This window comes from Imperialibacter sp. (assembly GCF_040222385.1).
GTDB lineage: Bacteria > Bacteroidota > Bacteroidia > Cytophagales > Cyclobacteriaceae > Imperialibacter.
The window spans coordinates 580,768-599,459 of record NZ_JAVKDF010000022.1 but is presented as its reverse complement, the minus strand read 5'-3'; the positions used below and the strand labels follow the sequence as shown (position 1 = coordinate 599,459).

The following is an 18,692-nucleotide window of genomic DNA, read 5'->3' as shown; positions in this document are numbered from 1 at the left end:
CTGCCTACTTAATTATTTTCACTTTATTTGCACCTTCATTTTGGTTGGGTGCGACCAATTTTATTATCTCAAAGTTGTCAGATGAGTTTGAATAGAAATTTCCTCAAGGGATTTTTAATAGTGATGGTGTGTTTGGTTTCGTGCAAAGACGAGGCTGTGGTGAAGGGCGATCTGCTTTATGAAAAGGGGCAGTACAAGGAGGCCATTGAGGCCTACGACCAGTATCTGTCACTCAATCCGACGCATGTAAAGTCTGTATACAACAAGGGGCGATCTTATGAGGAACTGGGGCAGTACGATAAGGCTCTGGAGTCCTTCAGAAGAACCCTTGAACTTGACGGCAAGAATGTGCCGGCACTTTTGAGCATTGGTCAGTACTATTACAGAGACGGCCAGTATGACAATGCGGCTTTCAATTTTGGAAAAGCTGTTGAAATTGACGGCTCCAATTCACAGGCTTATTTCCTGCTGGGGCGAAGCTACCACCTGCAAGGCATGATGAAAGAGGCGATGGGAGCATACAACAATGCCATTAGCCTTAACAATGACCTTGGAGAGGCTTACTTGTACAGAGGTGCTTTGAAAGTCAATCTTAAGCAAGGGAACAATGCTTGCAATGATTTTAAAACGGCAAAATCACTGGGAGCGAAGGACGCAGATGAAGCTCTTTCCCAATACTGTAAATAACAGGCCTTAATTTTTTATTTGGGTCATTGAGGGGATAATGAAGTGCTCTTTGTGATTGCAGAGCACGTCCGATCCACTTCTTCCCAGCCCGTTACAACGGGGGCAGTCCTGCACCACATGCTTTTCACCCCGACATTGTGTGCAGGTTTCTTTGCCTTTTCCAGTGCAAACATCACATGTTTTATATACATTTTCTCCAAACTGGTTTTTGGAAATCTGAACGCCTTCGCCAAGGCATTTGTGGCACGTTATCTCTCCGAATCCATGACATAGCGGGCACTTGTCATCGATGTGCCCCGAGCCATCGCACTGGCTACATGTGATCAACCTGAAGCCATCGTTATCACAATATTCACAGGCCTCTATCTCCCTTGCCAGCACGTCAAGCCGGTTTTGCAGCATTTTGGCTTCGTTGAAATACTCGCCAGACTTGCCCGTAAGGTCTGTGTACTTATTAAGGAAATTGCGGCTGCTTTGAAGTTGGTGGTTTTTTTCCAGCGTGAAAGCGAAAAAGTACAACGCCTCGGTAGGTACTACTTCGTTGAGAGAGAGAATCTGGCGGAATTTTTTGTCAGCAGCCCGATAATCTTCTTTGGCCATATACCCTTTGGCCTCTTCGAGCAATGCTTTGGCACGGCCCTGACCAGTTTGAGCCCACCCACCATTCGATGAGATGATCAATAGGCAGAATACCATGCTTTTCATTGTCCAACTTCTCATTTCCAGAGGTTTTTATTAATTGTGCTCTCCAATTTCTTTTCTAATTCATCGGGAATCATTGGAAAGAAATCCAGCCCTGTGATCTTTTCGATGGAGTCAATAGTCACGGTATATTCCATTATTCCAAGGGTTGAGGCCTTATTCTCCATCACAAAACCAATTGCCTTCAGCTCGGGTTCAGAAATGTCCAGCACAATTTTGTAAAACTTTTGAGGAACAGCCACTTTATTCTTTCCTATTTTCTTGGCACCACCTTCTACGATTGGGCCTACCACCACAAAAAGCTCTTTGTCTCTCTTTCCCCAATCCCTGACCTTTTCCTCCAACTGTTTCCAAATTCCCCGATTGAACGAGGGATCCTGAGGACTCATGTTGCTCAGAAAGAAAGTGCCATCCATAGCCGACTGCGACCAGCTAAAATCGGCGGCTGGTGCCAGATGTCCCCTGTCATACCCAGACCCTTTATAGTCGGCTAAAGTTGCAGACTCAGTCCGCACGTCTTTGTCTGGTCGAAAGTTATCCTTTCTTTGGGCCGCATTCTTACTGATGTTTTCGGCTGTTAGCCGGTAGGCCACCCACTTAGGCTGCTCAATGTCCTCGTCGTAGGCCAGGGTGTAGCCCTCATGCTCCACGATAAGGTCGTCCTGGCTGTAAGCTGGCCAGGCAAAGTCGAAGGAGGTGGTGTAGTAGTAATGGTCGTAGTCTGTGGGTATTTCTACCTCTTCAGCAGGCTTGTCAGATGATGACTTTCCAGTTTTAGGTTCCGTCTTAACAGGCTTTTGAGCTGACGACTTTTTGCCACTTTCTTTTTTTTCAACCTGATTCGAAGGTTTTTTAGAGGATTCTACAGTCTGTTCTTGCTTACCCCCGGCCTGAAGAAAGTCTGGCAGGCCATCATTATTTTTCAGATACCATGCCAGTCCTATTACCAGGATCATCACAATTCCGAGTATGAGCCCCGAATTGCTTCCTGAGTCTTTAGACGATTTACGGGTACTTCTATTTTTTGCTGGTGCTTTTTTCTTAGCCATTGGTGCTTTTTGATCTCTAAAGACAAATCTAATTTATCTGTTTGAATGAATCCCGTATTTTCGTGCCTTCTTACAAGGAAATTTGCAAATGGCGGTCAGGTACGATCTGGTAGTAATAGGAGGAGGGGCGGCGGGAATTTTCGGTGCGGTGAACGCCTGTGTTCAAAACCCAGGCTTGAAGGTCGCAGTTGTGGAAAAGACCAGTAAGTGGCTCGGGAAGGTGAAAGTGTCGGGCGGCGGTCGCTGCAATGTGACACACGACTGCCAGTATGCCTCACAGCTTGTAAAGCATTATCCAAGAGGTGGTAACTTCCTTAAAAAGGTATTCGATCAGTTTGACGCCAGGGACACAGTGAAGTGGTTTGAAGAAAGGGGAGTACCATTGAAAGTGGAAGCAGACGGACGAATGTTTCCGGTGACCAATTCGTCGCAGACAGTTATTGATTGCCTGTTGAAGGAGGCTGAGAAGTACAATGTTGAGCTCATTCCTCATTTTGCTGTAAAAGAGCTGGAAAAGGCTCCTAACAGTTTTCTTGTGAAAAGTGAAACCATCGTTCTTGAGGCTGATAAAGTATTGGTCACCATAGGCGGGCAACCCAAAGAAGATGGGTTTAGCTGGGTCAAGGCACTGGGGCACACCATAGTTGCACCAGTACCATCGTTGTTCACCTTCAACGTGCCGGAAGGCGGACTTAAAGAATTGTCTGGCGTGTCAGTGCCATCGGCAGAAGTAAAAGTGGCTGGCCGTGGGCTGGCGGCAACAGGCCCGCTGCTGATCACGCACTGGGGCTTTAGTGGCCCGGCTGTATTGCGCCTTTCGGCATGGGGCGCCCGGGATTTGGCAGAAATTAGCTATAAGTCAGTGTTTCTGGTGAACTGGTTGGGCGATAAAAAGGAAGAAGCCTTGCGGGGTGAGATAGAATCACATGCAGCGCAAAGCCCCAAAAAGGTAGTTTTTGGAAATCCAATGTACGGCCTGCCTGGTCGCCTGTGGGAAAAAATAGTTGAAAGAGCAGGGGTTACGCCCGAAAGACGCTGGCTCGACCTATCCAAAAAAGACAAGAACAGACTATGCGAGATGCTGATTCGCTGCACATTCGATATGGATGGCAAAACAACTTTCAAAGAAGAATTTGTTACCTGTGGAGGCGTGAGTCTGGATGAAGTAAACCCCGCCACTATGGAGAGCAGAATTGTTCCCGGCCTCTATTTTGCAGGTGAAGTGCTTGATATTGATGGTATTACTGGCGGCTTTAATTTCCAGAACGCCTGGTCAGGGGGGTGGGTGGCTGCGAGGGAAATAGGCCGCTAGTAGTCCAGATTTGACTTATCAATAGGTCGCAAATTACTTAATTGTTTGTTGAGAAGGAATAGCTTACGCCAATCTGTTGTGTTATCCATCTGGCCTTGTAGTCGAAGTAAGAACGATTGATCAGGGTAGGGCAGAATCTGTATCCAAAATCTATTTTTCGTCCACTGTCTAGGTTCTTGCTAAGGCCGACACCAAACTGAAGACCAAGCATGTCTTGGCTAATTTCAACTTCCCTTTCAATTTCATGATATATTCTGGTGGAGCTATCTGCAACCTTAAAACCGAAACTTCCCCCTGCCAGAATGTAAGGCTTAATGTTTTGAGTTGGAAGGGTATACTTAAAACTTATAGGCAATTCAATGTACGATACTGCCACATTCGTTTCATCATACCAAGGTTGGCCTGAGTAAACAAATAACACATCGGAAAGGTAGGAAGCCTTTGTTGCAAGAATAATTTCTGTTTGCACCGACAACTTATCAGTAAGAACCATGTTTAAAAATGGCCCTATTAGGAAGCCGATTTTTGAGTCGAAACGATGATCATAATACAAATTGTTCTTGCTGTCTACAAAGTAGGTCAGTCGGTTTATGGCAGCTCCTGCCCTTACCCCAAAAAATAGCTTTGTTTTGCTAATGTCTTTATCGCTTTTCTGAGAATTGGGGGCAATGCAAGTCTGATAGGCTGCCAACACCTTTGAAATGTTACTGGCGTTGTAGGAGACATTTTCTATTTTCCCTTTGACTGAGGGACAATCAGATGTTAAAAATAGTAGGGTTCTTACATAACGCTTGTCTTCGATAAGCTTGAAGTCTTGTTTTTTATCTTCTTCATGTAATAATTCAAGAAGCTCTTCACCTCCATTTTTTATCACAAATAGTTTTTCTTCAATTTGAAAAAGGCTGATTTCTCCGTTGAATAAACGAAGGGCAAATCGTTTGCCAAGGCTTGGGATTGTCATTGTTTCATAAAAGTAGCCTCCGTCAAAGTAATAACTACGTAATTCGTTAGGCGTGAGGTCAGTATATTGTTGGCTCCCCGAAGCCCGAAATGACACTTGCTCGTTGAGATCACTTCTTCGCTTTATCGATCCATTGATAGTGTCACCGGTTACTTTGACTATATAGCCTGAAACCGAATTGAAGTCTTGTGAAAGTAGGTTGTGGTTCGCCAGAAAGGCAAATAAAAAAAGAATTAAATATAAATTCTTCATCAAGTTTAATTATAGTTTTACATCCTGATTTATAGCTAATTAATCATATTTACTGACAAATTGTTACTGTATTGGTAAATTTTTTTTGAAAAAGTATATTGATTTGGCTAAGATCATTGTGTAAGCCGGTCTTCGGATCATACCTCCATATTTGTCCAGTTGTGAAATTTGGGTCGGTGCTAAAGTAGGGGGTGAAAACAGCATCACGGGCGGTTTTAATTTCCAGAATGCCTGGTCAGGGGGGGCTGAGAAATCTATAAGTGAGCAGCCAGCTCAATGACGTATGCCACGGCGTATTTTATAACGATGGGGGATGTCACCATCCTTAGGATCTACACTACTTCTTAAACCGTCCCGCCACCACCAATTCCTTTGACCCAGCCGTATACTGGTAAAATCCTTCACCCGCCTTAGCACCCAATTTTCCAGCTGTCACCATGTTGAGTAGCAAAGGACACGGGGCGTACTTCTGATTACCGAAGCCATCGTACATTACTTTAAGGATGGAAAGACACACATCGAGTCCGATGAAATCGGCCAACTGAAGCGGCCCCATCGGGTGCGCCATACCAAGCTTCATCACAGTGTCAATCTCTTCCACACCAGCCACACCTTCGTATAAAGAATAAATGGCCTCGTTGATCATGGGCATCAGTATGCGGTTGGCTACAAAGCCAGGATAGTCGTTTACCTCGGTTGGTATCTTGTCGAGGGTTCGGGACAACTCCAGCACTTGTTTTGTCACTTCGTCGCTCGTGGCATAGCCACGGATCACCTCCACCAGCTTCATTACAGGCACGGGGTTCATGAAATGCATACCTATCACTTTATCCTGTTTTGAAGTGGCTGAAGCGATTTTGGTGATAGAAATAGAAGACGTATTAGAGGCAAGTATGCAATCAGGCGTTGTCAATTGGTCCAATTGTCGGAAAATCTCCAACTTAATATCCATTTTCTCTGTCGCAGCTTCCACCACAAGGTCAGCCTGCGCAACACCCTTGGCAGTTTCTGTGAAGGTGGTGATGTTGGAGAGGGCCGTTTCCTTGTCTGATTCGCTGATCAGCTCCTTGCTTACCTGGCGGTCTAGATTCTTTGATATTGTAGCCTTTGCTTTCTCAAGCGCCGCCGCCGACACGTCGACAAGAGCCACTTTAAAACCTTTCAATGCAAAAACATGAGCGATGCCGTTGCCCATGGTGCCTGATCCAATCACTGCTATATTCTTCATTCGTTGTAGGGTTAATGCTTTGATGGCAAAGCTAAAAAGGATATTGGAAAGGCTACCTGTTGGTGTCGATTCTTTCGTCGTGCAGCAGGCGCAACACAACGCCGTTGCTCCAGCCGAAGCCGTCCTGTGTAGGGTATTCTCCGCCTCCCGCATCAAGACTCAGGTCGAGCACATTGTATTTCTCCATCATCTTGCCTGTTTTATCAAATACACGGGAGTTCAAACTCAGCCACCTTTCGCTGATCTGGTCGGCCAGCAGGTCGTTGCCATATCTGCGAAAGCCATAGATGGTCATCCACTGCAAAGGAGCCCAACCATTCGGAGCGTCCCACTGCTGACCCGAGATGATGTTGGTCGTGGTAATGCCACCTGGTTTCAACAGGTTACGCCTGACTGCTCCCTCAACCTTTTGAGCCTGGGCGTCGTCTGCAAGTCCGAAATAAAGGGGATACATACCGGCAGGTGTGATGAAGTTTCTTTGCGCCGCCGACGGCCAGTGGTAATCAACAAAGTAGTTTTTTTCGTCATTCCAGAAGTACTGGAGGATGAGTGCCTTTCTATCGCTGGCCAGCTGATCAAATTGTTGCGCTCCATCATCATCGCCACCAAAAGACTTCAGTCTGGAAATGGTTGCCTCCAGATTGTACATAAGGCTATTCAGGTCAACCGGCAGGATTTCGGTGGTAACGATCGTTTTGAAGTCACCCGCAATGGCGAACCAGCGGGTACTAAAATCCCAGCCCGACTCGCAGGCTGCCCGCAAGTTGGTGTAAAGCTCCACTTTCTGATTTTCGCTAAGCCCTTCCGCAAGCTCTACGTCTTCCCGATACGATTCCGGCCTTGGCTCCGGTTTGTCATCGAAATAACGGTTCATTATGAGGCCGTTATCTACCATCACCACCCTGCGGTAGGCCGGGTTGCCCTGGTTAAGGGTCTCTCTGCCATCCATCCAGAAAGCATATTCTTTCTCGAGGGCTGGCAGGTACTTCACCACTGCAGAATCACCTTTTGAGTCAGCCAGCAGGTTCACCATAGCAGCGAAGAAAGGCGGCTGGGATCTGCTGAGAAAATAGGTGCGGTTTCCATTCGGAATAAAGCCGATCGAGTCTATCAGGTAGGCAAAGTTGTCCAGCATGTTCTCCATCAGGTCTTCCCGACCAGATACCTGCAAGCCGAGCATGGTGAAATAGCTGTCCCAATAGTAGATCTCACCGAAACGTCCACCAGGCACCACGTATTTGTAGGGCAGAGGAATTAATGAACTATAAGTTTTTTCATCTGGAGACCGGGTAAGATAATCCCACTTCTCGGTAAGTATTTCTGTAAAGCTCTTCGTCGTGTCGGGCACATAATCAGCACCCCTGGGCTTCGGGCCTCTGAAATTGGCGCTCACAAACTCCCCAAGACTAAAGCCAGGCTGATCTTTTTTCTCCATGTACTCAGCCACAATCTCACCGGCAGGTCGTAAAGGGTCGCTGTCCACAAATGTTTTTGAGTCAGAAAAAATTTGAGCCATTTGCACGTCGTGAAAAAGCATTCCCAGGTCTTCATTGGGGCTGTAGGAGGCATTGACGTCAACATTTGACGGCTGGTCGCTGGGCTGACAAGCAAAAAGAAGGGCTAAAAATAATAGCTGGGTGTACTTCCAAATGGAACGTTGCATGGGTTGGCTTTTGGTAAGAATCATGACAGTCATTTACTTCTCAAAGTGAAGTCTTTAACTCATTTAAAATTGTCATAAAATGTAAAATTATCCAAAGCAGACCAATCTCAGCCAGAATTGTCCTATTTTTACAAAAGCTGACATTTCTTAGGAGTGCTGGCTCATGATCAGTCAAGAGATTTTTTTCATTGCCACCAGCCCTCCTGACTCCTGAAATGTAACAATTAAGTGCTTATCCCAGTTAAACTGCGAGACCTTTAATAAACATGAAGAAAAAAAATATCTACGCCCTTGCCTTCCTGGCATCTTTGATCATCATCACCGGATTTAGCAGAAGGCTAAGTGACAGCGCCGAAACAAAAGAAAAGGCACCTTTTGCCTTTGAAACAGAAGTGTTTGCCAAAGGCTTTGAAAGTGCCTGGTCTATGGCCTGGCTGCCAAATGGCGATATGCTGGTGGCAGATAAGCCAGGCAAGCTTTGGAAGATCACCAAAGGCAGCAAAGAGAAAACTGAAATCAAAGGCATTCCTGCTGTGTCTACTAAAGGCCAGGGTGGTCTGTTCGATGTAGAACTGCACCCTAACTATGCAAGTACGGGATGGATATACATCAGCTATGCAGGGCCTGGCGACGGCGGAGCCAACACCGTCATCATCAGAGGAAAGCTTTCAGGAAATGAACTAACAAGCCAGGAAACGATATTCAAGGCCGGCCCCTTGACTGAGAAAGGACAGCATTTTGGTGCACGTATGGCGTTTGACAAAGATGGTTATCTTTTCTTTTCAGTAGGAGAGAGAGGAGAGATGGAAAATGCCCAAACCCTGACGAATGATTGTGGTAAGATCCACAGAATTTTTGATGATGGCAGAGTGCCGGAAGACAATCCTTACGTGCGTATACCTGACGCCAGAACTACTATTTGGAGCTATGGACACAGAAACCCTCAGGGACTAAAGTTTCACCCAACCACAGGTGAACTGTTTGAGCACGAGCATGGCCCAAGGGGAGGCGACGAAGTAAACATCGTTCGCAAAGCTAAAAACTATGGCTGGCCAAGAATCACTTACGGTATCGACTATGATGGCAGCATCATTAGCAACGACAAGGCAAAAGACGGAATGGAGCAGCCCATTCACTACTGGGTGCCATCCATCGCCCCTTGCGGGATGGATTTCGTGACCAGCGACAAATACCCTGAATGGAAAGGCAACTTGTTTGTAGGTGCTTTGGCGGGACAAACGCTGGCCAGACTTGAAGTAAAAGACGGCAAAGTGCTGAAAGAAGAGCGCCTGCTAAATGGCATGGGTCGTATCCGTGATGTAGCCCAGGGGCCTGATGGCTACCTTTATGTGTCAATGGAAGGGCCGGGACAGATTATCCGTTTGATGCCAAAATAAAGCAAAGCGGAGAATTAGTAGCAGGAGAGTGGGAGAGTAAATTCAGTTTACTCTCCCATTCGTTTTTTCACCTGTTGTTCTTTAAAGGACAATATTCACAATCCTCTTAGGCACCACAATTACCTTCTTAGGTGCCTTTCCCTCGGTCCATTTCTGCACAGCCTCGTCGGCCAGCACCGCTTTTTCTACTTCAGCAGGTGAGGCATCAGCAGAGAAACTCATTTTGTGCCTCATCTTTCCGTTGATACTAATCGGGTATTCGAACGCATCCTCTTTGACGAACTCAGGGTTGAACTCAGGAAACTTTGAATATGTAATGCTCTCTGCATTACCCAACTTCTCCCAAAGTTCTTCGGCTATGTGCGGAGCATAAGGCGCAATAATCTGCGTTAAAGGGCCAAGAATATCCTTCTTGTTGCATTTCAGGTCAGTGAGTTCATTCACACAAATCATAAAGCTGCTCACGCTGGTGTTGAACGACAGCTTGTCCACATCATCCGCCATCTTTTTGATGGTTTTGTGAAGCACCTTCAGCTCATCGGCAGTTGGCTTGTCGGTAGAGATGCTCAGCTCGCCTTTGTCGTCGTGGAACAGCCTCCAGGTCTTGCGCAAGAACTTGAACACGCCGTCGATACCGTGGGTGTTCCATGGCTTGAACTGTTCCAGCGGCCCGAGGAACATCTCGTACAAGCGCAGCGTGTCAGCGCCGTACTTCTCGATCATGTCGTCGGGATTGACTACGTTGTACTTCGACTTAGACATCTTTTCGACTTCCCAGCCGCAAATATACTTTCCACCTTCGAGTACAAACTCCGCTGTGGCAGCATCCTTGTTAAATTTCTTGTAGGCTTCGATATCAAGCACGTCATTGGTGACGATGTTGACATCTACATGCAAATCCACAGTATCGTACTGGGCTTTCAACCCGTGTGATACAAACTTGTTTTCGCCCTTCACCCGGTAAACGAAGTTCGATCTTCCCTGAATCATTCCCTGGTTCACCAATTTGGTTGCATATTCGTCCACTGTTACCAGTCCAAGGTCGTAAAGAAATTTCGTCCAGAACCTTGAGTACAGCAAGTGGCCGGTGGCATGCTCGGAGCCGCCGATGTAAAGGTCGACGGACTTCCAGTACTGCTGAGCCTCTTTGCTGCAGAACTCCTTGTCATTTTGCGGATCCATATAGCGGAAGAAGTACCAGCTTGATCCAGCCCAGCCCGGCATGGTGGTCAGCTCATAAGGATGGCCTTCCTTGCTTTTGAAGTCTTTTGCCCTGCCAAGGGGTGGTTCTCCGTCTTCCGTTGGGAGGAATTTATCGACATCGGGAAGCTCCAACGGCAATTCGCCATCTTCCAGCAAATAGGGGATTCCATCCTTGAAATATACAGGCAAAGGCTCACCCCAGTAGCGCTGACGACCAAAAATAGCGTCACGCATACGGAAGTTGACCTTACGTACGCCTATGCCCTTGTCTTCCACATATTGTCCTGCTTTCTCAATGGCTTCCAAAGGAGATAGTCCGTTGAGCATGCCGGAGTTCACCATTTTGCCCTGCTTGGTGGGGTCAGCTTCGGTATCTGTGATTTTTTGCTCGTCGATGATTTGTGTGATCGGCAAACCGAAATGCTTCGCAAAGTTGAAGTCACGCTGGTCGCCACTCGGCACGGCCATTACAGCACCCGTGCCATAGCCTGCCAGTACGTAATCAGCTATGTAGATAGGCACTTTTTCGCCGGAAAATGGATTGATCACATAAGAACCCGTGAAAACACCAGAGACAGTCTTCACATCACTCATCCGGTCTCTTTCTGAACGGTTTTTCGCCACTTCTACATATTGCTCAATTTCTGCTTTTTGAGCAGCAGTAGTGAGCTCCTTTACAATGTCGGCCTCTGGTGCCAGCACCATAAAAGTGACACCGTAGATAGTGTCTATTCGGGTAGTGAACACCCGGATGTTCTTCTCTGAGTTTTCTATTTTGAAGTCAACTTCAGCGCCAATGGATTTGCCAATCCAGTTGCGCTGCATTTCTTTGATAGGCTCTGGCCAGTCGATGCGGTCCAGCCCTTCGAGCAAACGCTCGGCATAGGCCGTGATACGCATACTCCACTGCGGCATCTTCTTTTTGATGACGGGGTGGCCGCCTCTTTCAGAGAAGCCGTCTTTCACTTCGTCGTTGGAAAGCACGGTGCCAAGTGCCTGGCACCAGTTCACGGTAGTTTCGCTAATGTATGTCAGCCGGTACTTTAGCAAAGTTCTTTGCTGGTCGGCTACCGACATGGCTTTCCAGTCTGTAGCCGTAAATAGCGCTGTATCATCATCGCAAACAGCGTTTACCTTGCCATTGCCTTCAGTTTCAAATTTGGCAATCAGCCCAGCAATGGGTTCCGCTTTGTCGCTGTCTTTGTTGTACCAGCTGTTGAACAACTGCTTGAAAATCCATTGTGTCCACTTGTAGAACGATGGATCACTGGTGCGCACTTCTCTTTCCCAGTCATAAGAGAAACCGATATTTTCCAGTTGCTCCTTGTATCGTTTGATATTGGTGTCGGTAGTAATGGCCGGGTGCTGGCCGGTTTGAATAGCATACTGCTCAGCGGGCAAGCCGAAAGAATCGAAGCCCATGGGATGCAGCACATTGAAGCCCAGCATCCTTTTGTAGCGGCTAACAATGTCGGAAGCTATATACCCCAGCGGGTGACCCACATGCAATCCGGCGCCAGACGGATAAGGGAACATGTCGAGCGCATAGAACTTAGGTTTGGACGTATCGGAGCCGGTTTTGAATACCTGTTTCTCTTTCCAGTTTTTCTGCCATTTTTGCTCAATCTCTCTGAAGTTGTACTCAGCCATTACCAGGGGTTTTTCAATTAGCTGGCAAAATTAATGATTACAGTCAGAAATGAGTGGATTTTGCGAAAGGAAAGGTGAGTTTAATTTAGAGGGTGGGATTCACGCAAAGTCGCAAAGACCGCAAAGGAGGACACTATGCCTTTGCGGCCTGATTTATCAGGTTGCGCCTTTGCATGATTTTCAACAAATAGCTATGGTTTCAAGAGTTGAAAAGAACTAGAATTGTAATCGGCGAAAAAAATCAAACAGATTTTTCAGCGAAGATGGAAACCTCTTTCACCAAGTCTCGTCCTTGCTTCAGAATTTAACTTATAGTCAATGAAACTGATCCTTTTTTTAAGCTTGCTTTCACTTTCGGCAGTCTTTGGTACGGTGACCCATGCACAAACCATCACCTACAAGGCTGACACGACAGTCAAAGCAGATACCATCCCTGCCACCCAACCTGAAGAGAAAGTTGAGGGCAACAAAACCATTAAGTACTACGAAACACTGCCGTCGGATCGTGACGACCGCAATGAGCCAGAAAGGCAGTACTATGTAAAATCGAGATCACGCCGGAAAAGTGACATCAAAACACTTTCCGGGAACTTGAACCATAGTGGTGGCTTTGGTGCCCTTTCCTTTCGTGCAACGGAATTTAGGGGGCAACCCATGGTGTTAGGTGGAGTTCGGGGAGGCTGGATTGTCAACCGGTCGCTGGGCATTGGATTTGAAGGACATGGCATTGTGCCTACCGCCAAGTTCGATGACATAGATCCACTGAACAGGGTAGTGGCTGTGGGCGGCTATGGGGGCTTCTTCCTTGAGCCTATTTTCTTCAGCAATCAGGTTGTGCACATTACTTTCCCCGTTTCGGCTGGCGCAGGCTGGCTGGGTTATGTACTCGACTGGGAGGACTACAATGGCACCAACAGAGGCCCTAATATCTCTCAGGACAACGATGTTTTCTGGTATGTAGAACCTGGTGTTGACCTGGAAGTAAACATCGCCAGGAATTTCAGGCTTGATCTTGGGGTTTCCAAGCGCTTCACTCAAGACCTTGATCTTGCCGAAACGACGGAGAAAGACTTCAATGGCATCAACTACTTCCTGACGCTGAAGGTCGGAGGATTTTAAAGGGCAAAAACTCAAAATAACGAAGAAGGTGAGCGAAGTGCTTGCCTTTTTTTATGCCCACAATTCTTTGCCAAGTTCCAAAAACAACCCCGTACCAACTGAAATCAGCTCGTCGGGAAAGTCGTATGTATCGTGATGGAGCTCGGGAGAGGCCAGGCCTGCTCCAAGTCCAAAGAAACCAGTAGAGGTCACCTCACTAAAACGACCAAAGTCCTCCGACCAGGGGAAAGGTGTTTCCGCTACTTCAAAAGCCAGGCCTTGCGACACGGCGGCCCATTGAATTGCTTCAAATGTGTCAGGGTCGTTGATCACCGCTTTGAAGGGATCGCTTTCTTCCATACTCAGACGCACCCCAGCTGCATCACATTTGGCTTTAGCAAAGCTGACCAGCTCCGACCTAACACTCGCCAATTCTTCATTACTGTCTGACCGTAATGTAAAGGCAATCAAACCTTTGCCGGGGTTTACCCCAAAAGCCCTGCCACCCAAATCCATCATTACTGTGGTGATCTTTGTACGGTTTTGGTTTTGCCAGTGCTGGTCATGTAACTCCTGCGCTTTTAGCTGAATGGCTGCAATAACAGGTGCTGGGTTGTTTCCTTTTTCTGGCTGGCCCGCATGGGAGGTTTTGCCTTCCAGAGAAAAAATCAATCCTTCGGACGCCGGACAAGCAACGTCTTTTTTACAGATGACTGCACCTGTTTCAAAACCAGGCACGTTGTGTAGGGCAAAGAGTTGTTTGGGTAAAAAGTTTTCAAGCTTTGGATCGTTCAACATCGATTGGGCCCCGTACCCGGTTTCTTCCGCTGGCTGAAAAATGAGTGTTAACTTTCCCCGACGTACAGGGTTTTCCTTACAGTGCAGCCCCACACCGGCTACTATAGCCATGTGCCCGTCGTGCCCGCACTTGTGACTAATGCCTCCCTTTTCAGACTTGTGTTCAAATGTATTTTGCTCAACAATAGGCAAGGCATCCAATTCACATCGAAACCCAATAGACGGGCCGGGGAGGCCGCTGTCGTACACGACTACCAGACCATTTCCACCTATGCCAGCATGAACAGCGGTCGGGTTAGTTGGCTTCAAAAAGGAGATGACCCGGCAGGCAGTTTCGACCTCTTCTCCTGACAGCTCCGGATGCCGATGCAATTCTTTTCGAAACGATGTAAGCAGTTCTATTTCCTGTTCTTTCATTTTAACGATTTCACTATTCGAAGGGCTTCATCCACGTGCTTTGTTGCCTGCGTTTGCGACCGAAAGACGTGGCGAATAATTCCCTTCTTGTCCACAACAAAAGTAACCCGACCAGTCATAAGTCCGAAAAGTGCCCTGGGCACTCCGAAAAGCCTTTCCACTTTCTTGCCTTTGTCGCTGAGTAAAATAAAGCCAAGCTGGTAGGACTTTGCAAAGGCGTTGTGTCGACTGGCGCCATCAGTGCTGATGCCTATTACCTCCGCATCGTGCTCCCTGAAAACTTCGTATTGGTCACGAAAGCTGCATGCTTCGGCTGTGCAGCCCGAAGTGTAGTCTTTCGGGTAAAAGTAGATGACGAGATTTTTGCTCCCAACAAGGCTGTCGATATCTATAAGTTTGCCGCTTTGGTCAGGTAATTCAAAAGACGGTATTTTATCTCCTACCTTCAGCATCTCCTTGCTTTGTGGCATATTTTTTTATTTGGTTGTAATAATTCAAAATGTTTAACTACTAATGCAAAGAAACGGTTTAGCCCGAATCTTAATGAAGGAAATGAGAAGGTTTTTAGTTCTTTTTTTGGCAATCGGCTTTGTGTTTGCTGGTTGCCAGGCTCCGGTAGAGAAGGTAGCAGCCATTGAACCGACCACTATTGTGTTGGTCAGGCATGCTGAAAAAGCTGACGATGGCACGAAAGATCCATCTTTAGATAGCCTGGGTATAAGGAGAGCCATTGCTTTGATGCAGACGCTGTCCGATGTTCAGTTAACAGGCGTTTACAGCACACCTTACAAAAGAACAAATGAAACAGTCGATGCCATTGCCAGGGAAAACAACCTGGCAGTGACCGAGTATGATCCGGGGAACAAAGAGTTTCTGACTGTGGAGGTGAACAAAAACAGAGGAGGCAGCCTGCTGGTTTCAGGCCACTCAAACACCGTTCCAGCTATGGTAAATCAGTTGGTTGGAAGTGACAGATTTGAAAACCTGGAAGACTGGCAGTACGACTTTCTTTATATCGTTAATATAGGTCAGGATACAACCTTTCAGGTACTTCACTATGGAGCACCCTCTGTAAGTCCTAAATAGATAAAAAACGTTAGCTCAATTACCTGTGGCTTAGTAGCTTTGAAGGATCAAAGAGACAAGCAAAAAATATGAAGCAATACCATGATCTTATGCGGTTAATCCTTGAAAAGGGAACCAAAAAGACAGACAGAACCGGCACTGGCACGATCAGTATTTTCGGCCATCAGATGCGGTTCGACCTGTCGGAGGGGTTTCCTCTGGTAACAACCAAAAAGGTGCATCTGAGGTCTATCATATATGAGTTGTTGTGGTTTTTGCAGGGCGATACAAATATTGAATACCTGGTGAAGAATGGCGTGGGAATCTGGAACGAATGGCCATTCCAAAGTTATCTGAAGCAAACGGGGCAAGAGGAAGCTTATCCAAAATACAGCGAGGAGTGGAAAGAAAAGCTAAAGGAGTTTGTTGAAACGATAAAAACGGACGCTGCATTCGCTAGGAAATATGGGGAGCTGGGGCCGGTATATGGCAAGCAGTGGAGGGACTTTGAAGGTGTAGATCAAATCACAGATGTGATTAACGACATCAAGAGCAAGCCCGACTCCAGAAGACTGATGGTGTCGGCCTGGAACCCGAAAGAGATTCCGGTGATGGCTAAATCTGGTTTGCCGCCTTGCCATACTATTTTTCAGTTTTATGTGGCAGACGGTAAGTTGAGTTGCCAGCTCTATCAGCGCAGTGCCGATGTGTTTTTGGGTGTGCCGTTCAATATTGCGTCGTATGCGCTGCTTACCATGATGGTGGCACAGGTATGCGGGCTTGGTTATGGTGATTTTGTGCATACCCTTGGGGACGCTCATCTTTACTCCAACCATTTGGAGCAGGCTGAGCTTCAGCTTTCACGGGAGCCGTTGCCATTGCCGACAATGGAATTGAACAAAAACGTGAAATCGATTTTTGATTTCGAATACGAAGACTTTAAACTGTTGAACTACGAGCCCTATCCAGGGATAAAGGCACCGGTTGCAGTATGATTTCGATCAGAAAATTGGGCGAGTTATAAAATTTTACTGAATCGAACATAAACAAATGGTAGAAAGAAGCAGTGTGTTTGACATGATAGGCCCTGTGATGATAGGCCCCTCCAGTTCGCACACAGCTGGCGTTGTACGCATAGGCCGTACGGCCAGAAAAATTTTAGGGAGGCAGCCGGAGGAAGTAACCATCACTTTCTTCAATTCGTTTGCCCGTACTTACGAAGGCCATGGCAGCGACCGGGCCATTGTGGCGGGGTTGCTCGACTATAAAACAGACGATAAGAGAATTAAGGAGGCCTTTGAACATGCGGCCAAAGAAGGACTGAAATACACCTTCAAGTCGGTCGGTAACGCACTCACACGGCACCCAAATACAGTTAAACTTGACCTGAAAGCAGGAGAAAAGGTGGTTCAGGTGATTGGAGAAAGCAGGGGAGGCGGGCTGATCAAAATTACTGAAGTCAATGGATTTTCATCTGGCTTCACAGCCAACCTTCATACGATCATTATCACAGCGTCGGATACAAAGGGAAGCATCGCTTATATAGCAAATATTCTTTCTCACGACGACTGCAATATTGCGACGATGACGGTTTCCCGAAAAGGAAAAAACGATTTGGCTTGCCTGATTATTGAGATGGACTCGGGTCTGAAAGCAATTTCTCTTGAATACCTGAGAAACCTCGACTGGGTGAAAGAAGTCATATACATACCAGATATTGATAAATAAATAAAAAGGTCAACAATGAGAAGATTACTTTTTTTAGGACTAATTATTACCTCTCATTTCCTTTATGGTCAATCGAATACCCCTGCCATCGACGGAGGAAAGATGGTGTTGGATTTGCGACAGACAGTGGACATAGCCCTGGAGCGAAACCTCAATATTAAGAGGAGCGAATTGACATTGAGAGGAGCGGAGGTGAATCTGACGCAGTCGAAAATGAACAGGCTTCCCAATGCCAATGTGGGAGTGGGCGCCGGCAGAAACTGGGGTAGATCAGTCGATCCAACAACTAATCAGTTCATCACGCTACCGCTCTATTTTGCCGGTGTACAGGGTAGTAGTAACATGACGCTATTTAATGGCATGCAGTTGCACAACACCGTGAGACGCAATGAGCTGACCAAAAACGCCAACGAATTTGACCTTGAAAAGTCAAAAAATGACGTAATCGTTACCGTGGTCACTTCCTACCTGAACGTCATTCTTAACCAGGAGCTGGTGGAGACTGCCAGGCTTCAGGCGGAGTCTACACAGAATCAATTGGAAAGAACGGTTAAGTTGGTTGATGCCGGGTCGCTACCAATCACGAACCAGCTTGATCTGGAATCGCAGCTGGCGAGCAATGAGTTGGATCTTATCAATGCTGAAAACGACCTTGCTTTGTCGCAGCTTAGCCTGAAGCAGGCCTTGTTGCTGCCCAGCACGACGGAAGTTGAGCTGATTGTTCCTGAGGTGGACGTCCCCAATGAATTGAATCTTGACGATGATGTGGAAGGCATTTATAGAACGGCGTTAGAAGCTATGCCTGAGATAAAAAGTGCGGACCTGAATGTTCAGTCTGCCGAGGTGGGTTTGAGAGTTGCACAAGGCGGCATCATGCCTACTTTAAGTTTGGGGGCAAGTTTCAACACCAATTATTCCGAAATTGCCGATAGAGAGCGGGAAATATATGATGGGACAACTTTCGCTGAGTTTCCGATAGGCTTTCTTGAAAATGACAGGTCACAGCTTGTATACACTCGTCAACAAGTGCCCAATGTTGTCAGCACCGAGCCGGACTTTCCGGTTTTCGACCAATTCTCCGAATACCTGAGCAAACAGATCAACCTGAACCTATCAGTACCTATTTTCAATAGGTTTACAACTCGTTCCAATGTGCAGCGAGCCATTATCACTCAGAAAACTGCAGAGATATCAGCCCTTGAAACCAGAAACACATTGAGGCAAAATATTGAAACAGCCTATAACAATGCAAATGCGGCTTTGAAGTCATACAACGCTTCAGAAAGGCAGGTAAGCGCATTGGAACAGTCCTTCAAAAACACTGAAAATCGCTACTCATTAGGTGCTGTCAACTTTGTTGAGTACCAGGTGGCCAGCAACAACCTGTTCAGGGCACGCTCTGGTTTGGTGAGAGCTAAATACACCTATTTGTTTCGTTTAAAAATTTTAGAATTCTATCAGGGAAAAGAATTAACCTTCTAA

General features: G+C 46.7%; 16 protein-coding genes. 8 read left to right on the top strand and 8 right to left on the bottom strand.

Annotated features, from left to right (window positions below; all coding sequences use genetic code 11):
* Positions 1-81: 81 nt before the first annotated feature.
* Positions 82-687 (top strand): tetratricopeptide repeat protein, encoded by a 606-nt coding sequence (locus RIG68_RS10140; protein WP_151996826.1) that lies wholly within the window; start codon positions 82-84, stop codon positions 685-687.
* A 6-nt stretch (positions 688-693) separates the two neighbouring features.
* Here the strand turns inward: RIG68_RS10140 and RIG68_RS10135 are convergent, their stop codons facing one another.
* Together RIG68_RS10135 and RIG68_RS10130 are read right to left on the bottom strand one after the other, a co-directional pair.
* Positions 694-1,407, bottom strand: coding sequence for a tetratricopeptide repeat protein (locus tag RIG68_RS10135; RefSeq protein WP_350121798.1), 714 nt, complete (start codon positions 1,405-1,407; stop codon positions 694-696).
* Positions 1,404-2,438, bottom strand: a complete 1,035-nt coding sequence (locus RIG68_RS10130) for a DNA/RNA non-specific endonuclease (RefSeq protein ID WP_151996824.1) — start codon at positions 2,436-2,438, stop codon at positions 1,404-1,406. The genes RIG68_RS10135 and RIG68_RS10130 overlap by 4 nt, the downstream gene beginning before the upstream one ends.
* Before the next feature lie 88 nt (positions 2,439-2,526).
* Between RIG68_RS10130 and RIG68_RS10125 the strand changes: the two genes are divergently transcribed.
* Entirely contained in the window at positions 2,527-3,750 is a 1,224-nt protein-coding gene (locus tag RIG68_RS10125; protein ID WP_350121796.1) for a BaiN/RdsA family NAD(P)/FAD-dependent oxidoreductase, read from the top strand.
* A 37-nt stretch (positions 3,751-3,787) separates the two neighbouring features.
* Here RIG68_RS10125 and RIG68_RS10120 read toward each other — a convergent pair whose 3' ends face one another.
* The 3 genes from RIG68_RS10120 to treF all read right to left on the bottom strand — a co-directional run bounded on the left by RIG68_RS10120 (position 3,788) and on the right by treF (position 7,854).
* A complete protein-coding gene (locus RIG68_RS10120) occupies positions 3,788-4,963 on the bottom strand; it encodes a porin family protein (RefSeq protein WP_350121794.1) in 1,176 nt (391 codons plus the stop codon).
* Positions 4,964-5,300: 337 nt separating this feature from the next.
* A complete protein-coding gene (locus RIG68_RS10115; protein WP_350121792.1) occupies positions 5,301-6,191 on the bottom strand; it encodes a 3-hydroxyacyl-CoA dehydrogenase family protein in 891 nt (296 codons plus the stop codon).
* 52 nt (positions 6,192-6,243) lie between these two features.
* The gene (gene treF / locus RIG68_RS10110) at positions 6,244-7,854 is read right to left on the bottom strand and encodes an alpha,alpha-trehalase TreF (RefSeq protein ID WP_350121790.1); all 1,611 of its coding nucleotides are present in this window, start codon (positions 7,852-7,854) and stop codon (positions 6,244-6,246) included.
* A gap of 266 nt (positions 7,855-8,120) precedes the next feature.
* Between treF and RIG68_RS10105 the strand changes: the two genes are divergently transcribed.
* A complete protein-coding gene (locus RIG68_RS10105; RefSeq protein WP_350121788.1) occupies positions 8,121-9,251 on the top strand; it encodes a PQQ-dependent sugar dehydrogenase in 1,131 nt (376 codons plus the stop codon).
* Positions 9,252-9,332: 81 nt separating this feature from the next.
* Here RIG68_RS10105 and leuS read toward each other — a convergent pair whose 3' ends face one another.
* On the bottom strand, positions 9,333-12,104 hold the full coding sequence (gene leuS / locus RIG68_RS10100; protein WP_350121786.1) for a leucine--tRNA ligase: 2,772 nt from the start codon (positions 12,102-12,104) through the stop codon (positions 9,333-9,335).
* 318 nt (positions 12,105-12,422) lie between these two features.
* Here leuS and RIG68_RS10095 point away from each other — a divergent pair, with 318 nt between their 5' ends.
* Entirely contained in the window at positions 12,423-13,223 is an 801-nt protein-coding gene (locus tag RIG68_RS10095) for a hypothetical protein (protein ID WP_350121784.1), read from the top strand.
* Between the two features lie 51 nt (positions 13,224-13,274).
* Here RIG68_RS10095 and RIG68_RS10090 read toward each other — a convergent pair whose 3' ends face one another.
* Together RIG68_RS10090 and RIG68_RS10085 are read right to left on the bottom strand one after the other, a co-directional pair.
* Entirely contained in the window at positions 13,275-14,417 is a 1,143-nt protein-coding gene (locus RIG68_RS10090) for an amidohydrolase (protein ID WP_350121782.1), read from the bottom strand.
* Positions 14,414-14,887, bottom strand: coding sequence for a peroxiredoxin (locus RIG68_RS10085; protein WP_350121780.1), 474 nt, complete (start codon positions 14,885-14,887; stop codon positions 14,414-14,416). Before RIG68_RS10085 ends, RIG68_RS10090 begins: the two co-directional genes overlap by 4 nt.
* Positions 14,888-14,960: 73 nt before the next feature.
* On the opposite strand from RIG68_RS10085, the gene RIG68_RS10080 reads away from it, so the two are divergent.
* The 4 genes from RIG68_RS10080 to RIG68_RS10065 all read left to right on the top strand — a co-directional run bounded on the left by RIG68_RS10080 (position 14,961) and on the right by RIG68_RS10065 (position 18,692).
* The gene (locus RIG68_RS10080; protein WP_350121778.1) at positions 14,961-15,503 is read left to right on the top strand and encodes a phosphoglycerate mutase family protein; all 543 of its coding nucleotides are present in this window, start codon (positions 14,961-14,963) and stop codon (positions 15,501-15,503) included.
* Positions 15,504-15,571: 68 nt separating this feature from the next.
* Entirely contained in the window at positions 15,572-16,477 is a 906-nt protein-coding gene (gene thyA / locus RIG68_RS10075; protein WP_151996812.1) for a thymidylate synthase, read from the top strand.
* A gap of 55 nt (positions 16,478-16,532) precedes the next feature.
* Positions 16,533-17,210 (top strand): L-serine ammonia-lyase, iron-sulfur-dependent subunit beta, encoded by a 678-nt coding sequence (gene sdaAB / locus RIG68_RS10070; protein ID WP_350073877.1) that lies wholly within the window; start codon positions 16,533-16,535, stop codon positions 17,208-17,210.
* 15 nt (positions 17,211-17,225) lie between these two features.
* Positions 17,226-18,692, top strand: a complete 1,467-nt coding sequence (locus tag RIG68_RS10065; RefSeq protein ID WP_350121775.1) for a TolC family protein — start codon at positions 17,226-17,228, stop codon at positions 18,690-18,692.

Excerpts from the sequence above, each read along its gene's own strand:
- RIG68_RS10135 (WP_350121798.1), bottom strand. The coding sequence starts at position 1,407 with ATGAGAAGTTGGACAATGAAAAGCATGGTATTCTGCCTATTGATCATC.
- RIG68_RS10085 (WP_350121780.1), bottom strand. The coding sequence starts at position 14,887 with ATGCCACAAAGCAAGGAGATGCTGAAGGTAGGAGATAAAATACCGTCT.
- RIG68_RS10130 (WP_151996824.1), bottom strand. The coding sequence starts at position 2,438 with ATGGCTAAGAAAAAAGCACCAGCAAAAAATAGAAGTACCCGTAAATCG.
- RIG68_RS10140 (WP_151996826.1), top strand. The coding sequence starts at position 82 with ATGAGTTTGAATAGAAATTTCCTCAAGGGATTTTTAATAGTGATGGTG.
- leuS (WP_350121786.1), bottom strand. The coding sequence starts at position 12,104 with ATGGCTGAGTACAACTTCAGAGAGATTGAGCAAAAATGGCAGAAAAAC.
- RIG68_RS10125 (WP_350121796.1), top strand. The coding sequence starts at position 2,527 with ATGGCGGTCAGGTACGATCTGGTAGTAATAGGAGGAGGGGCGGCGGGA.
- treF (WP_350121790.1), bottom strand. The coding sequence starts at position 7,854 with ATGCAACGTTCCATTTGGAAGTACACCCAGCTATTATTTTTAGCCCTT.
- RIG68_RS10080 (WP_350121778.1), top strand. The coding sequence starts at position 14,961 with ATGAAGGAAATGAGAAGGTTTTTAGTTCTTTTTTTGGCAATCGGCTTT.
- RIG68_RS10120 (WP_350121794.1), bottom strand. The coding sequence starts at position 4,963 with ATGAAGAATTTATATTTAATTCTTTTTTTATTTGCCTTTCTGGCGAAC.
- RIG68_RS10090 (WP_350121782.1), bottom strand. The coding sequence starts at position 14,417 with ATGAAAGAACAGGAAATAGAACTGCTTACATCGTTTCGAAAAGAATTG.
- RIG68_RS10095 (WP_350121784.1), top strand. The coding sequence starts at position 12,423 with ATGAAACTGATCCTTTTTTTAAGCTTGCTTTCACTTTCGGCAGTCTTT.
- RIG68_RS10115 (WP_350121792.1), bottom strand. The coding sequence starts at position 6,191 with ATGAAGAATATAGCAGTGATTGGATCAGGCACCATGGGCAACGGCATC.
- thyA (WP_151996812.1), top strand. The coding sequence starts at position 15,572 with ATGAAGCAATACCATGATCTTATGCGGTTAATCCTTGAAAAGGGAACC.
- RIG68_RS10065 (WP_350121775.1), top strand. The coding sequence starts at position 17,226 with ATGAGAAGATTACTTTTTTTAGGACTAATTATTACCTCTCATTTCCTT.
- sdaAB (WP_350073877.1), top strand. The coding sequence starts at position 16,533 with ATGGTAGAAAGAAGCAGTGTGTTTGACATGATAGGCCCTGTGATGATA.
- RIG68_RS10105 (WP_350121788.1), top strand. The coding sequence starts at position 8,121 with ATGAAGAAAAAAAATATCTACGCCCTTGCCTTCCTGGCATCTTTGATC.